Source organism: Streptomyces sp. BoleA5 (genome assembly GCF_000373665.1).
Lineage (GTDB): Bacteria > Actinomycetota > Actinomycetes > Streptomycetales > Streptomycetaceae > Actinacidiphila.
In genome coordinates this window covers 31,794-46,163 of record NZ_KB892122.1, presented here as the reverse complement: position 1 = coordinate 46,163, position 14,370 = coordinate 31,794, and the positions used below count along the sequence as shown (strand labels likewise).

The following is a 14,370-nucleotide window of genomic DNA, read 5'->3' as shown; positions in this document are numbered from 1 at the left end:
GGAGGGCGCCTACCGGGACCGCACCTGCCGTGCGGTCCCCGCGGGGACTACTCGGCGGGCTTCGCGGCCGAGGAGGCGGCCTTCTTCGCCGTGGTCGTGGCCCTTGCGGCGGTCTTCTTGGCGGTCGTCCCGGCCGCCGCGGTCTTCTTCGCCGCGGTGGTCTTGGCGGCCGTCTTCTTCGCCGCGGTGGTCTTGGCGGCCGTCTTCTTCGCCGCGGTGGTCTTGGCGGCCGTCTTCTTCGCCGCGGTCTTGGTCGCGGCCGCCTTCTTCGCCGGGGCCTTCTTCGCCGTCTTCTTGGCGGGGCCCTTGGCCCGCTTCTCGGCGAGCAGTTCATAGCCGCGCTCGGGCGTGATCGTCTCGACGTCGTCGTCGCGGCGCAGTGTGGCGTTGGTCTCGCCGTCGGTGACGTACGGGCCGAAGCGGCCGTCCTTGACGACGACGGGGCGCTCGCTGACCGGGTCGGTGCCCAACTCCTTCAGCGGGGGCTTGGCCGCGGCGCGGCCGCGCACCTTCGGCTGGGCGTAGATCGCCAGCGCCTGGTCGAGGGTGATCGTGAAGAGCTGGTCCTCGGTCTCCAGGGAGCGCGAGTCGGTGCCCTTCTTCAGGTACGGGCCGTAGCGGCCGTTCTGCGCGGTGATCTCGACGCCCTCGGCGTCGGCGCCGACGACGCGCGGCAGCGACATCAGCTTGAGCGCGTCCTGCAGGGTCACGGTGTCGAGCGACATCGACTTGAAGAGGGAGGCGGTACGCGGCTTGACCGCGTTCTTGCCGGTCTTCGGGGTGCCCTCGGGGAGGATCTCGGTGACGTACGGGCCGTAGCGGCCGTCCTTGGCCACGATCTGGCGACCGGTCTCCGGGTCGGCACCCAGCTCGAAGTCGCCGCTCGGCTTGTTGAGCAGTTCCTCGGCGAGCTCGACGGTCAGCTCGTCCGGCGGCATGTCGTCGGGGACGTCGGCGCGCTGCCCGGTCTCGCCCTCGGACTCGCCGGCCTTCTCCACGTACGGGCCGTAACGGCCGACCCGCAGCACGATGCCGTTACCGACGGGGAAGGAGGAGACCTCACGGGCGTCGATGGCGCCGAGGTCCTCGACCAGCTCCTTCAGGCCGCCGAGGTGGTCGCCGTCGCCGTTGCCCGCGTCGGCGGCGCCGCCGACCGGGGTCTCGCCCTCACCGAAGTAGAAGCGGCGCAGCCACGGCACGGACTGGGCCTCGCCGCGGGCGATGCGGTCGAGGTCGTCCTCCATCCTGGCGGTGAAGTCGTAGTCGACCAGCCGGCCGAAGTGCTTCTCCAGCAGTCCGACGACGGCGAAGGAGAGAAAGGACGGCACGAGGGCCGTGCCCTTCTTGAAGACGTAGCCGCGGTCGAGGATGGTGCCGATGATCGACGCGTACGTCGACGGACGTCCGATCTCGCGCTCTTCCAGCTCCTTGACCAGCGAGGCCTCGGTGTAGCGGGCGGGCGGCTTGGTGGCGTGGCCGTCGGCGGTGATGTCGCGCGCGGAGAGCGCGTCACCCTCGGTGACGGCGGGCAGCCGGCGCTCGCTGCTGTCGAGCTCGGCGTTGGGGTCGTCGGCACCCTCGACGTAGGCCTTCATGAAGCCGTGGAAGGTGATGATCTTGCCGGAGGCGGAGAACTCGACGTCCCGGCCGTCGCCGGCGCGGCCGCCGACCTTGACGGTGACGGACTGCCCGACCGCGTCCTTCATCTGGGAGGCGACGGTGCGCATCCAGATCAGCTCGTACAGGCGGAACTGGTCGCCGGTCAGGCCCGTCTCGGCCGGGGTGCGGAAACGATCACCCGAGGGGCGGATCGCCTCGTGCGCCTCCTGGGCGTTCTTGACCTTGCCCGCGTAGACACGGGGCTTGTCCGGCAGGTAGTCCGCGCCGTAGAGCTGCGTGACCTGGGCCCGGGCGGCGCTGATCGCGGTCTCCGACAGGGTCGTGGAGTCCGTACGCATGTAGGTGATGAAGCCGTTCTCGTACAGCTTCTGGGCGACCTGCATGGTGGCCTTGGCGCCGAAGCCGAGCTTGCGGCTGGCCTCCTGCTGCAGGGTCGTGGTGCGGAAGGGCGCGTACGGCGAGCGGCGGTACGGCTTGGACTCGACCGAGCGGACGGAGAAGGCGGCGCCCTCCAGGGCGGCGGCGAGCGCGCGGGCGGCGGCCTCGTCCAGGTGCAGGACGCCCGCACCCTCCCTGAGCTGCCCGGTCGACCCGAAGTCGCGGCCCTGGGCGACGCGCTTGCCGTCGACGGCGTTGAGCTTGGCGCCGAAGGTGCCCGGGTCGGTGGCGTCGCCGGAGCGGCCGGTGGCGAAGGTCGCGGACAGGTCCCAGTACTCGGCGGAGCGGAAGGCGATGCGCTCACGCTCGCGCTGGACGACGAGCCGGGTGGCGACGGACTGGACACGGCCCGCCGACAGGCGCGGCATGACCTTCTTCCACAGGACCGGCGAGACCTCGTAGCCGTAGAGGCGGTCGAGGATCCGGCGGGTCTCCTGGGCGTCGACGAGGGTCTGGTTCAGCTCGCGCGGGTTGCGGACGGCTTCCTGGATGGCGTCCTTGGTGATCTCGTGGAAGACCATCCGGCGGACCGGGACCTTGGGCTTGAGGACTTCCTGCAGGTGCCAGGCGATGGCCTCGCCCTCGCGGTCCTCATCGGTGGCGAGCAGGAGCTCGTCGGACTCCTTGAGCAGGTCCTTCAGCTTCTTGACCTGGGCCTTCTTGTCCGCGTTGACGACGTAGATCGGCTGGAACTCGCTGTCGACGTTGACGCCGAGCCGCGCCCACGGCTGGCCCTTGTACTCCGCCGGCACTTCGGCGGCCCCGTTCGGGAGGTCGCGGATGTGCCCGACGCTGGCCTCGACGACATAGCCGGGGCCGAGGTAGCCCTTGATCGTCTTCGCCTTGGCAGGCGACTCGACGATCACGAGTCGGCGGCCGCTGCCCTGTGCGGTCTCGCGGGTCGGGGACAACTTCGCTCTTCTCTCCGGGTCGAAGGTGGTCTCGCTGCGGAGTGTGACCGTACATCCCGGTCCCGTGTCAAACGGGAAAAGTCCGCAACGCCACTCGAACGGTAACCCGACAAGCGTCCTGTCTGCCGCACGGACTGCCGCCCATGTCCGATTTGCCCAGCTCAGAGGATCAGGAACAGCCAGACCCCGACAAGAAGCGAAACCACCCCGAACAAACCTGCCACGGCGGTAGACGCCGGGCCCCGTCCCTGGACCACCGGCAGATGCCTCAGCGACCGGGTGACGGTCCAGGCCAGAAGGGCCGCCCCGAAAACCGCGAAGACCGTCCCGGCGAAGATCCCAGGCGTGGTTTCCATGTACATGCCCCCGGATCCCTCTGTGCTCCACGACCGACCCGCAGCCACGGAGAGTGGCACGCCGGGGCGACAGTGGGAAGAACCCACGGTGAACGCCGCCCGAAGAGGCCTGGCCGATTCCTTTCGCTATCCCCTCACCCTCCCCCCCTCTCCCTCCTCCCCTCACCTCACCCCTCTCTCACTCCCACCGGCCCCTCGCCCGGCAGCGGGGCTCTCCCTCGGTCACTTCCCGCGGTCCGTCTCCGTGTTCCCGCCGCTCTCCGTGTTCCCGCCGCTGCCCCCGCACCGGCTTCCTCGCCCTGCCCGCCTTGACTGGCCTGACAAGATGTCCGGACACACCGAACGTTCACTCAGGGGGAGTCCCACCATGTCCGACCCGAACAACCCGTACGGCCAGCCCAAGCAGGACGGTTACGGCTACCCGCAGCAGCCCCCGGCCGGCCCCGGGAGCTACGGACAGCAGCCCGGCTACGGCTATCCGCAGCAGGGTCACCCGCAGGGCTACCCCCAGGGCATGTACACCGGCGACCCCAACGCCCCGTACGGCTACGACATGTACGGCCGCCCGCTGTCGGACAAGTCCAAGGTCGTGGCGGGCGTGCTGCAGTTGCTGGCGGGCGGCCTGGGCATCGGCCGCTTCTACGTGGGCGACATCGGCATCGGTGTCGCCCAGCTCCTCACCTGCGGCGGCCTCGGCATCTGGGCGCTGATCGACGGCATCCTCTTCCTGACGAGCAACGACCGCACCGACGCGCAGGGCCGCATCCTGCGCAGCTGAGGACGATGACCTCCCCGACCGTCTGGAACCGCCTGAGGGCCGTGGCCGCACGACCGGCCACGGCCCCCGTGGCGTCACTCGTCGCGGGCGCGGCGGGCGCCGCCTACCTGTGGGGCACGGACCCGCACGAGGAAGGGCACTGGCTGCCCCGATGCCCCTTCAACTTCCTTACCGGGCTGCTCTGTCCGGCCTGCGGTGCGACCCGCATGGTCTACGACCTGATGCACGGCGACCTTCCGGCCGCCTTCCACGACAACGCGCTGCTGCTCCTGGCGAGCCCCTTTCCCCTCTATCTGTACGGGCGGTGGGTGACGGAGGGGCTGCGCGGCCGGATGTACCGGACGACGATCGGCAAACGCGCGCAAATGGCGGTCCTCGCAGCGGCCGTGGTGTGGGCCGTCGTACGCAACGCGGTTTGACAACGCGGCGATCACGGTTCCGTGACGTCTGTTAATCAGAGGGACAGATGTCCTTTTCTAATGCCAAGATTCAGCCATTCCGAGGCGGGGGGCCGGATCGACCGATGCGCGCGCTCCCGCTGATTCGTCCCCGTTGCACGAGGAGCATGTTCCATGGCCACGCCCACCCCCACCACTGACGCTCCGTTCGGCCTCGACCCGTCGGGCCGCCCGCTGTCCGACAAGTCCAAGGTCGCCGCCGGCCTGCTCGGCATCTTCCTCGGTGGTCTGGGCATCGGCCGCTTCTACACCGGCCACACCAAGATCGGCGTCCTGCAGCTCGTCGTCTCCGTCGTCACCCTGGGCCTCGGCGGCCTGTGGGGCTTCATCGACGGCATCGTCCGCCTCGCGGGCAGCGCGCCCACCGACGCGCAGGGCCGCGTCCTGCGCTGACCGTCCGCGCCCCCGGCCCGCCTCCGCTCCGCTGCGGAGGCGGGCCGTCGCGTTTGCGCTCACACCGGCTCGATGAAGCCCTGCTCCACCAGCAGCCGGATCGCCTCCGGCGTACGGTCCCGCAGCGCCACCGGGTCCTCGCCCAGCAACTGGGCGATGGCGTCGAGGATCCGACCCGCCGTCAGCGTCCCGTCGCACACGCCCGCGAAGCCCGCGCCGACCGTGTCCACCCTCGTCGCGCGCCGCATGCCGCGGTTGGCCCGCAGGACGACGTGCTCCGGGTCCTCGGCGCCGGGCAGGCCCACCTGCTCCTGCACCACCTCGTCCGACAGCCGGAAGCGCTCGTCGAGCAGCGCCGCGTCGTCGTGGGTGCGCAGGAAGTCCTGGCGGCCGAACCAGGCCGCGATGTGGGGGCCGAGCGGCTGCTCGACCGGGTGCGGCCACTCCTCGGCGGTGACCACGGGACGGTCGGAGCCGGTCCTGCGCACGGTGATCCAGCCGAAGCCGACGGCCTTGGTCTTGCGCTGCTCGAAGGCGTCCAGCCACGCGCCGTAGCGGGCGGCGTACGCCTCGGGCCCGGCCAGGTGGTCGCCGCCGTCGCGCAGCCACAGCTCCGCGTACTGCGTGGCGTCCTGCACCTCGCGCTGCACGATCCAGGCGTCGCAGCCGTCGGGCACCCAGGCGGCGACGCGGTCGCGCCAGTCCTCGCCCTCGGTGTGCTCCCAGTTGGCCAGTAGCTGGAGGTACCCCCCCTCGGTGAGGTGGTCGGCGGCCTGCCGGACGACGGTGCGGCACAGGTCGTCGCCGGCCATGCCGCCGTCGCGGTAGGTGAAGCGGCTGCCGGGGGAGATGACGAAGGGCGGGTTGGACACGATCAGGTCGTAGCGCTCGCCGCCGACGGGCTCGAAGAGGCTGCCCTGCCGGACGTCGGGCTCCGGGGCGCCGGACAGGGCGAGGGTCAGCCGCGTGAAGTGCAGGGCGCGAGGGTTGAGGTCGGTGGCGGTGACCCGGGTGGCGTGCCGGGAGGCGTGCAGCGCCTGGATGCCGGAGCCGGTGCCGAGGTCCAGTGCCCGGGCCACGGGCGTGCGGATGGTGATCCCCGCGAGGGTGGTCGACGCGCCGCCGACACCGAGCACCAGGTCCGCACGGTCCACGCCGGGCGTCGTACGGATGCCGTTGGCGCCGCCCACGGCGCAGCCGAGGTCGGAGACGATGTACCAGTCCTCGCCGCCGTCACCGCCGTAGGGGCGGACGTCCACCGTGGCGCACACCTCGTCGCCGTCCCGGACGAGCCAGCCGTCCTCGAGGGCCGCGTCGAGGGGCAGCACCTCCCGCAGCCGCGCGTACGGGACCGGCTGCTGCAGCAGGAAGAGCCGCACCAGGCTCTCCAGCGGGCTGCCGCCGCGGGTGGCGCGCAGGGCGGGCACGGTCTCCGCCCGCGAGAGCGCGGCGTAGGCGGTCGCCCCGAGCAGGTCGAGGCAGCCGTCGGCCGTGAAGGCCGCGGCGCGCAGCGCGTCGCGGAGGGCGGCGGTGCGGTCGGGGGCGGGCAGGGGCTGCGGGGGCGGCTGCGTACTCACGCTGCCATTGTCACCCCCGAAGGGGCGCCCGGCGGGCCCCACCCGCCCTCGGACGGTCAGGACTTCGAGGGCTTGGCGCCGGAGTCCTGGCAGCCGGGCTGCTTCGCCATGGCCTGGCCGACCTCGCCCTGGCGCAGCGTGTCGAGCGCCTGCTCGCCGCTCTTGCTCACCTTGGCCAGGTTGTCGGAGACGCTCTTCAGCCCGTCGGCGAACTTCGCCTGGTCGGTGACGGGCAGCGCGTCGACCTGCTTGCGCAGGTTCGCGTAGGCCGTGGAGAGCGAGTTGAGGTCGCCGACCGCGTCCTGCTTGAGCTTGGCGCCGTTGTCGACCGGCGGGTCACCGGCCTTGCCGACGATCCCGGCGAGCGCCTTGTAGGCGTCCGAGATCTGCCCGAACGCCGTGGAGTCCGCGCTGCGGACGTCCTTCGGCTTGGCGTTGCTCGGGGTGTTGCTGATGTGGGTGTTCGCGTCGTTGATCTTCTTGACCTGGGCGGCGGCCTGGTCGCAGACAGTCTTCGCCCAGGCGTCGAGCTCCTTGTTGCCGTCGCCGCATCCCGACAGCGACCCCGTCGCGAGGATCACAGCCGTGACGGACAGCGCAGCCGCGAGTTTGTTCTTCACGGCCCCGGAACCTACACGGCTCCTGCCCGCGGGCCACATCACTTCCACTCGATGTGACCACTATTGCCCCTTATGAACCAAGAACAGGGTGATGCATCTGACGTGCGTGCAGGCGGCGGGCGCCATCCCGGAGGATGACGCCCGCCGCCGTATCACGATGAGCTCACGCTACGTCAGACCGCGGCCGTCGCATTCGGGTCGGCCGACCGCTTCGTGCCCTGGCTGTCGTCGTGGCCGGTGTCGACACCCTCGTCGTCTCCGACCGCGATGCCGCGGCGCTTGGAGATGTAGACGGCGACGACGATGACCAGGAGCGCCACGGCCGCGGCGCCGATCCGCACGGCCAGGTTGGCGTCGTCACCGTAGGAGAACTGGACCACCGCGGGGGCGACCAGCAGCGCCACCAGGTTCATGACCTTGAGCAGCGGGTTGATGGCCGGACCCGCGGTGTCCTTGAACGGGTCGCCGACGGTGTCGCCGATGACGGTCGCGGCGTGGGCCTCGCTGCCCTTGCCGCCGTAGTGGCCGTCCTCGACGAGCTTCTTGGCGTTGTCCCAGGCACCGCCGGAGTTGGCGAGGAAGACCGCCATGAGCGTGCCCGCGCCGATGGCTCCGGCGAGGTAGGACCCCAGCGCTCCGATGCCGAGGGAGAAGCCGACGGCGATGGGGGCGAGCACGGCGAGCAGACCGGGGGTGGCAAGCTCGCGCAGCGCGTCCTTGGTGCAGATGTCCACGACGCGCCCGTACTCGGGCTTCTCGGTGTAGTCCATGATCCCGGGGTGCTCGCGGAACTGCCGGCGCACCTCGAAGACCACCGCACCCGCCGACCGGGACACGGCGTTGATGGCCAGTCCGGAGAAGAGGAAGACGACGGCCGCGCCGAGCAGCAGACCGAACAGGTTGTTCGGCTGGGAGATGTCCAGGTCCAGCCACCTGAGGTCGGCGGCGGAGATGTTCGCCTCCCGCACCGCTGTGTCGACGGCCTCCTTGAAGGAACCGAACAGCGCGGTCGCCGCGAGCACGGCGGTGGCGATGGCGATGCCCTTGGTGATCGCCTTGGTGGTGTTGCCGACCGCGTCGAGGTCGGTGAGCACCTTGGCGCCCTCGCCGTGGACGTCGCCGGACATCTCGGCGATGCCCTGGGCGTTGTCGGACACCGGGCCGAAGGTGTCCATGGCCACGATCACACCGACAGTGGTCAGCAGACCGGTGCCGGCAAGCGCCACCGCGAACAGGGCGAGCCAGATCGAGGCGCCGCCCAGCAGGAAGGCGCCGTACACCGAGAGGCCGATGAGGACGGCCGAGTACACCGCGGACTCCAGGCCGACGGAGATGCCGGACAGCACGACGGTGGCGGGCCCGGTCAGCGACGTCTTGCCGATGTCCCGTACCGGGCGCCGGTTGGTCTCGGTGAAGTAGCCGGTCAGCTGCTGGATGAGCGCCGCCAGCACGATGCCGATGGCGACGGCGACCAGCGCGAGGATGCGCGGGTCACCGCCGTGCGAGGCGATGTCGCCGGGCACGTTGGCCAGCTCCGCGTACGTCGAGGGCAGGTACGCGAACGCCGCGACGGCCACCATCGCCAGCGAGATCACCGCGGAGATGAAGAATCCGCGGTTGATGGCGGTCATACCGCTGCGGTCCTTGCGGCGGGGGGCCACCGCGAAGATGCCGATCATGGCGGTGAGCACACCGATCGCCGGGATCAGCAGCGGGAAGGCCAGGCCGGAGTCACCGAAGGCGACCTTGCCGAGGATGAGCGCGGCCACCAGGGTGACGGCGTACGACTCGAACAGGTCGGCCGCCATGCCGGCGCAGTCGCCGACGTTGTCGCCCACGTTGTCGGCGATGGTGGCGGCGTTGCGCGGGTCGTCCTCGGGGATGCCCTTCTCGACCTTGCCGACCAGGTCGGCGCCGACGTCCGCGGCCTTGGTGAAGATGCCGCCGCCGACACGCATGAACATGGCGAGCAGCGCGGCGCCGAAGCCGAAGCCCTCCAGCACCTTGGGCGCGTCGGCCTTGTAGATCAGCACCACGGCTGAGGCGCCCAGCAGGCCCAGGCCCACGGTGAACATGCCGACCACGCCGCCGGTGCGGAAGGCGATCTTCATCGCGCGGTGCGAGACCGTCGTGAGATCCGCCGAGGGCTCACCCGGCGCCGGGGTCGCGGCTCGTGCGGCCGCGGCCACGCGGACGTTGCTGCGCACCGCCAGCCACATGCCGATGTAGCCGGTGACCGCCGAGAATCCGGCGCCCACCAGGAAGAACACGCTTCGGCCGATGCGCTGTGACGTGGTGTCCGCAGGCAGCAGCATGAGCAGGAAGAACGCGACGACCGCGAAAATCCCCAGAGTGCGGAACTGCCGTGCGAGGTAGGCGTTCGCGCCTTCCTGCACGGCAGCCGCGATCTTCTTCATGCTGTCGGTGCCCTCGTCGGCACTGAGCACTTGACGTACCAGCACCACGGCGAGCACCAGTGCGGCCAGTGCCACCACCGCGATGACCAGCACGAGATTGCGGTTGCCGTCGGTCAGTACGGGTGTTGCGGCCAGAGGTTGAGCGATGTCCTGCAGGTGAGGGGTGAGTGGCCCCGCCATTCGTCCTCCTTGACGTTTGGCACGTGGGCGCGCGGCTCCGGCGACTCAGCAGCCGCGACGCTCAGGCGTGTGCGCTGAGCAAAGATGGACGGATTGTAGGGAGCCGAACTAGATCAAAACAGGGCGCAGGAAACGAAATTCGCCGAGGCCGGGGATATAGCAAAGGAGATCGCCCACAGATATCACCGGAAAAGGTGAACAGTCACCGTGTAAGTGGATCAACCACCGGGTGAATCCGCGCACGCCGAGCTGACCTGCGGCGGAAGCTCGCGGGCAGCTCGGCAGGAGCGCGTGAGGGGGGCGGGGCGGCTAGGAGAGCGCGGCCGGGTTCAGCGGCCAGCTCATCCGGATGACATCGCCGTACTCTCCCGAGAAGACCTCGACGTCGTCGACGAGGCCGCTGATGACCGCCAGACCCATCTGGCCCTCGTCCTCCGCCTCGGAGGAGTCGGACGAGGCAGGCGAGCCGTCGGGAAGCGGCTCGGGGTGTTCTGCGGGGCTGTCGCCACGCGCCGAGGGCACACTGGCGGCGTCGGCGGGGCGGTCCTCCGCCTCGGGGGACTTGTCGCCGACCTCGATGGAGAACTTCTTCTCCTCCTCGGTCAGCACCACCCGGACCGGACGATCCGCACCGCTGCTGCGGTAAAGGCCGACGGCCCGGCTGCACGCCTCACCGACGGCGAGCCGGACCTCGTCGAGGACGGCCTCGTCCACCCCTGCCCTGCGGGCTACCGCAGCCGCCACCAGTCGTGCGGTGCGGACGTGCTCCGGCAGTGCGCTGAAGAGCAGTTCTACGGTGGGCATGGCCTCCCCCTCGTGCCTGTGGGCGGGCAAGACAGGGGCCCGGGCGTCGGCGTCGCCCGGAGCCCCATGGTCCGGCGCCGAACGTCAGTCGGTCGCCGCGACGGCCTCGTCGACCGAGGTGTGGATGGGAAACACCTTGGTCAGGCCGGTGATACGGAAAATCTTGAGAATGCGCTCCTGGTTGCACACCAGGCGCAGCGAGCCTTCATGCGCGCGAACCCGCTTGAGCCCGCCGACCAGCACGCCCAGCCCGGTCGAGTCCAGGAAGTCCACGCCTTCCATGTCCACGACCAAGTGGTAGCTACCGTCGTTCACGAGTTCCACCAGCTGCTCGCGCAGCTTGGGAGCGGTGTACACATCAATCTCGCCGCCGACCTCGACGACCGTACGGTCGCCGACGGTTCGAGTCGACAGGGACAGGTCCACGGATCCTCCAGCACCTTGCATCGAGCGGTCGCCCCCCATGGATCGGCAGCCGCGATGGCATTCAATCACTTACCAGCGGGCATGCACGACGCCTTACGGCGATTGTCCGTCATGCCAGTGACACACTGAGTGCCGATGGCTCAGGATCATCTTCCGCAGTCGGCGCACGGCCGCACCTCCCCCGTCGCCCTCCTGGAGCGGCTTGCCACGGGGGCTGGCAGGGCCGCGCGCATCACCCATACGGAGCACTTGCCCCCGCGGGCGGGTCGCCATGCCGATTGGCCTGATCAGATCCGCCCGGAGGTGATCGACGCCGTCCGCGCGTGCGGCATCGAGCGGCCGTGGGAGCACCAGGCGCAGGTGGCCGCCCACGCCGTCGCCGGCACCTCCGCGGTGGTCGCCACGGGAACCGCCTCCGGCAAGTCCCTGGCGTACCTCGTGCCGGTCCTCAGCGCTCTCCTGGAAGGCTCCGAGGCACCGAACGGCCGAGGAGCCACCGCGCTCTACCTCGCGCCCACGAAGGCCCTGGCGGCCGACCAGCGGCGGGCCGTGGCAGAGATCGCCGCCCCGCTGGGCAGGGCGGTGCGCGCGGCCGTCTACGACGGCGACACGCCGTTCGAGGAGCGCGAGTGGGTGCGCCAGTACGCGACCTACGTACTCACCAACCCCGACATGCTCCATCTGGGTGTCCTGCCGGGCCATTCCCGGTGGTCCTCCTTCCTCCGGCGGCTCCGCTACGTCGTGATCGACGAGTGCCACACCTACCGGGGCGTCTTCGGCTCGCACGTCGCCCAGGTCATACGCAGGCTGCGGCGTGTCTGCGCCCGCTACGGCGCCGATCCCGTCTTCCTGCTCGCCTCCGCGACCGCCGCCGACCCCGGCGCCACCGCGACCCGGCTGACGGGCGTGCCCGTCGCCGAGGTCACCGAGGACGCCTCACCGCGCGGCGAGGTCGCCTTCGCCCTGTGGGAGCCCCCACTCACCGAGCTCAGCGGGGAGCACGGCGCCCCGGTGCGCCGCACGGCGACCGCCGAGGCCGCCGACCTGCTGACGGACCTCGTGCTCGACGGCACCCGCACGGTGGCCTTCGTGCGCTCCCGGCGGGCGGCCGAGCTGATCTCCGTCATCGCCCAGGAACGCCTCGCCGAGATCGACCGCCGGCTGACCCGCCGGGTCGCCGCGTACCGGGGCGGCTACCTGCCCCAGGAGCGCCGGGCCATCGAACGCGACCTGCACACCGGGCGGCTCCTCGGACTGGCCTCCACCACGGCCCTGGAGCTGGGTGTGGACGTCTCCGGGCTCGACGCCGTGCTCCTGGCCGGGTATCCGGGCACGAGGGCCTCCCTGTGGCAGCAGGCGGGCCGCGCGGGGCGTTCGGGTCAGGGGGCGCTGGCGGTGCTGATCGCCCGGGACGACCCGCTGGACACCTACCTCGTGCACCATCCGGACGCCCTGTTCCGCCGCCCGGTCGAGTCGACCGTGCTGGACCCCGACAACCCGTACGTCCTCGCCCCCCACCTGTGCGCCGCCGCGGCCGAGCTGCCGCTGGGCGATGAGGACATGGAGCTCTTCGGGCCGGAGACCGCCGGGCTGCTGCCCCAGCTGGAACGCCGCGGCCTGCTGCGGCGCCGCTCCGGCGGCTGGTACTGGACGCGGCGGGAGCGGGCCGCCGACCTCACCGACATCCGCGGCGAGGGCGGCAAGCCCGTCCAGGTCGTCGAGGCCGGTACCGGGCGCCTGCTCGGCACCGTGGACGCGGGCGCCGCGCACACCACCGTCCACGAGGGCGCCGTCCACCTGCACCAGGGCCGCACCTATCTCGTCCGGCACCTGGACCTGGAGGACTCGGTCGCGCTGGTGGAGCAGGCCGATCCGCCGTATTCGACGATGGCCCGCGACACCACGGCGATCTCGGTGCTCGACGAGGACCTGGTGGAGGAGTGGGGCGAGACCCGCCTCCACTTCGGCTCCGTCGAGGTCACGCACCAGGTCGTCTCCTTCCTCCGCCGCCGGCTGATCACCAACGAGGTGATGGGCGAGACCAAGCTGGACCTGCCGCCCCGCACCCTGCGTACGCGCGCCGTGTGGTGGACGGTCACCGACGATCAGCTCGACGCCGCGCACATCCATCCCGAGGAGCTGCCGGGCGCCCTCCACGCCGCCGAGCACGCCTCCATCGGCCTCCTCCCGCTCTTCGCCACCTGCGACCGCTGGGACATCGGCGGGGTCTCCGTGCCGCTCCACCAGGACACCGGCCTGCCGACCGTCTTCGTGTACGACGGCCATCCCGGTGGCGCGGGCTTCGCGGAGCGGGCCTTCCGCACCGCCCGCAGCTGGCTCACCGCCACCCGCGAGGCGATCGCCTCCTGCGAGTGCGAGTTCGGCTGCCCCTCCTGCGTGCAGTCGCCCAAGTGCGGCAACGGCAACGATCCGCTGGACAAGCAGGCCGCGGTACGTCTGCTCGACGTGCTCCTCGCGACGGAGGGCCCGTCGGAGCCCGGCGCCGCGGTACCCGAACCCGCCCCGGACGCGGAGTCCTGAGGCCCGGCCCGGGAGCGGACCCGGGCGGGCCCCACCGCGGCCGTGACGTCGGCGATCTCACCGCTGATCACGCAGCGCACCAGCCGGGCGTGCTGGGCGGCGGCCACGCGTCCGGCCACGGCGCAGGCCTCGGCACGGCCCCGCAGGGCGTGGTCGGCGGCGGCGAGCGCCGCGAGGTCCGCGGCGGCCCCCGCACGGTGCCGTGCCGCGACGGCGGCGCCGAACGTCAGCACGGCGCAGGCGGCCAGTGCCAGCAGCGCTCCCAGGAGGGCCGTCCAGACGGTCGTGGAACCCCGGTCGCGTCCCCGCCGGCTCACGGCCCCTCCTCCGTCGCCTCCACGGCGGCGACCGCCTCGCCGTGGAGCGTGAGGGACAGGGACCGGGCCTCGACCGTGACCCGCACCAGGTCGCCGCCCCTATGGACCGAGACGGCGGCCCCGGCGGGAGCCGCCGAGCGGGCCGCCCGCAGCACCGCGCCGTCGGGCTCCTCGCGGGCCGCCGCGCGGGCTCCGGCCCGCGCGGCGTCGACGCAGCGGATCTGCGCGGCCGCCGCGGCCAGCCCCCACAGCAGCAGTGCCGTGAGGAACACCAGCGACGGGACGACCACCGCGGCCTCAGCCGTGACGTAGCCGGCATCGCGGCGGCGCTCAGAACGCCACATCGAGGGCCCGCTTGATGAGCCCGCTGAGCGCGGAGCTGACCGCGCCCGAGGTGACCACCTTGTAGAGCACGGCCGCGAAACCGCAGGCCGCCAGGGTGCCCACGGCGTACTCGGCCGTGGTCATCCCGCGCTCGCCGGTACGGCACCGGCGGCGCAGCTTCCTCAGACAACGCATGACTCGCATGGGATC

The 14,370-nt window shown here is 71.4% G+C and carries 13 protein-coding genes and 1 pseudogene; 4 read left to right on the top strand and 10 right to left on the bottom strand.

Features of this window, described 5'->3' with window-relative positions; translation table 11 throughout:
* Window positions 1-47: 47 nt before the first annotated feature.
* Together topA and B085_RS0129435 are read right to left on the bottom strand one after the other, a co-directional pair.
* Complete coding sequence (gene topA, locus B085_RS0129440; protein WP_018562195.1) at window positions 48-2,969, bottom strand: type I DNA topoisomerase; 2,922 nt, start codon at window positions 2,967-2,969, stop codon at window positions 48-50.
* A 161-nt stretch (window positions 2,970-3,130) separates the two neighbouring features.
* Window positions 3,131-3,331 carry a hypothetical protein gene (locus B085_RS0129435; RefSeq protein ID WP_018562194.1) on the bottom strand — a complete coding sequence of 67 codons (201 nt, stop codon included), beginning with the start codon at window positions 3,329-3,331 and terminating at the stop codon, window positions 3,131-3,133.
* Between the two features lie 361 nt (window positions 3,332-3,692).
* Here B085_RS0129435 and B085_RS0129430 point away from each other — a divergent pair, with 361 nt between their 5' ends.
* The 3 genes from B085_RS0129430 to B085_RS0129420 all read left to right on the top strand — a co-directional run bounded on the left by B085_RS0129430 (window position 3,693) and on the right by B085_RS0129420 (window position 4,954).
* Complete coding sequence (locus B085_RS0129430; protein ID WP_018562193.1) at window positions 3,693-4,103, top strand: TM2 domain-containing protein; 411 nt, start codon at window positions 3,693-3,695, stop codon at window positions 4,101-4,103.
* 5 nt (window positions 4,104-4,108) lie between these two features.
* Window positions 4,109-4,522: a DUF2752 domain-containing protein gene (locus tag B085_RS0129425; RefSeq protein ID WP_018562192.1), complete on the top strand. Its 414-nt coding sequence runs from the start codon at window positions 4,109-4,111 to the stop codon at window positions 4,520-4,522.
* Between the two features lie 153 nt (window positions 4,523-4,675).
* The gene (locus tag B085_RS0129420) at window positions 4,676-4,954 is read left to right on the top strand and encodes an NINE protein (protein WP_018562191.1); all 279 of its coding nucleotides are present in this window, start codon (window positions 4,676-4,678) and stop codon (window positions 4,952-4,954) included.
* 59 nt (window positions 4,955-5,013) lie between these two features.
* On the opposite strand, the gene B085_RS0129415 is transcribed toward B085_RS0129420, so the two are convergent.
* The 5 genes from B085_RS0129415 to bldG form a co-directional block, all read right to left on the bottom strand.
* Window positions 5,014-6,531 carry a N5-glutamine methyltransferase family protein gene (locus B085_RS0129415; RefSeq protein ID WP_018562190.1) on the bottom strand — a complete coding sequence of 506 codons (1,518 nt, stop codon included), beginning with the start codon at window positions 6,529-6,531 and terminating at the stop codon, window positions 5,014-5,016.
* Between the two features lie 56 nt (window positions 6,532-6,587).
* Window positions 6,588-7,151 carry a hypothetical protein gene (locus B085_RS0129410; protein ID WP_018562189.1) on the bottom strand — a complete coding sequence of 188 codons (564 nt, stop codon included), beginning with the start codon at window positions 7,149-7,151 and terminating at the stop codon, window positions 6,588-6,590.
* 173 nt (window positions 7,152-7,324) lie between these two features.
* Window positions 7,325-9,748 (bottom strand): sodium-translocating pyrophosphatase, encoded by a 2,424-nt coding sequence (locus B085_RS0129405; RefSeq protein WP_018562188.1) that lies wholly within the window; start codon window positions 9,746-9,748, stop codon window positions 7,325-7,327.
* 309 nt (window positions 9,749-10,057) lie between these two features.
* The gene (locus B085_RS0129400) at window positions 10,058-10,552 is read right to left on the bottom strand and encodes an ATP-binding protein (RefSeq protein ID WP_018562187.1); all 495 of its coding nucleotides are present in this window, start codon (window positions 10,550-10,552) and stop codon (window positions 10,058-10,060) included.
* A gap of 84 nt (window positions 10,553-10,636) precedes the next feature.
* Complete coding sequence (bldG, locus tag B085_RS0129395; protein ID WP_018562186.1) at window positions 10,637-10,978, bottom strand: anti-sigma factor antagonist BldG; 342 nt, start codon at window positions 10,976-10,978, stop codon at window positions 10,637-10,639.
* A gap of 135 nt (window positions 10,979-11,113) precedes the next feature.
* Between bldG and B085_RS0129390 the strand changes: the two genes are divergently transcribed.
* Window positions 11,114-13,519, top strand: a complete 2,406-nt coding sequence (locus B085_RS0129390) for a DEAD/DEAH box helicase (RefSeq protein ID WP_078620129.1) — start codon at window positions 11,114-11,116, stop codon at window positions 13,517-13,519.
* A 35-nt stretch (window positions 13,520-13,554) separates the two neighbouring features.
* Here the strand turns inward: B085_RS0129390 and B085_RS47500 are convergent.
* The 3 genes and pseudogenes from B085_RS47500 to B085_RS44175 form a co-directional block, all read right to left on the bottom strand.
* Window positions 13,555-13,836, bottom strand: a pseudogene (locus B085_RS47500) (Rv3654c family TadE-like protein); the annotation flags it as partial.
* Complete coding sequence (locus tag B085_RS0129385) at window positions 13,833-14,180, bottom strand: TadE family type IV pilus minor pilin (RefSeq protein WP_078620128.1); 348 nt, start codon at window positions 14,178-14,180, stop codon at window positions 13,833-13,835. The gene B085_RS0129385 and the pseudogene B085_RS47500, both read right to left, overlap by 4 nt.
* Window positions 14,167-14,355 (bottom strand): DUF4244 domain-containing protein, encoded by a 189-nt coding sequence (locus tag B085_RS44175; RefSeq protein ID WP_234018684.1) that lies wholly within the window; start codon window positions 14,353-14,355, stop codon window positions 14,167-14,169. Before B085_RS44175 ends, B085_RS0129385 begins: the two co-directional genes overlap by 14 nt.
* Window positions 14,356-14,370 lie beyond the last annotated feature (15 nt).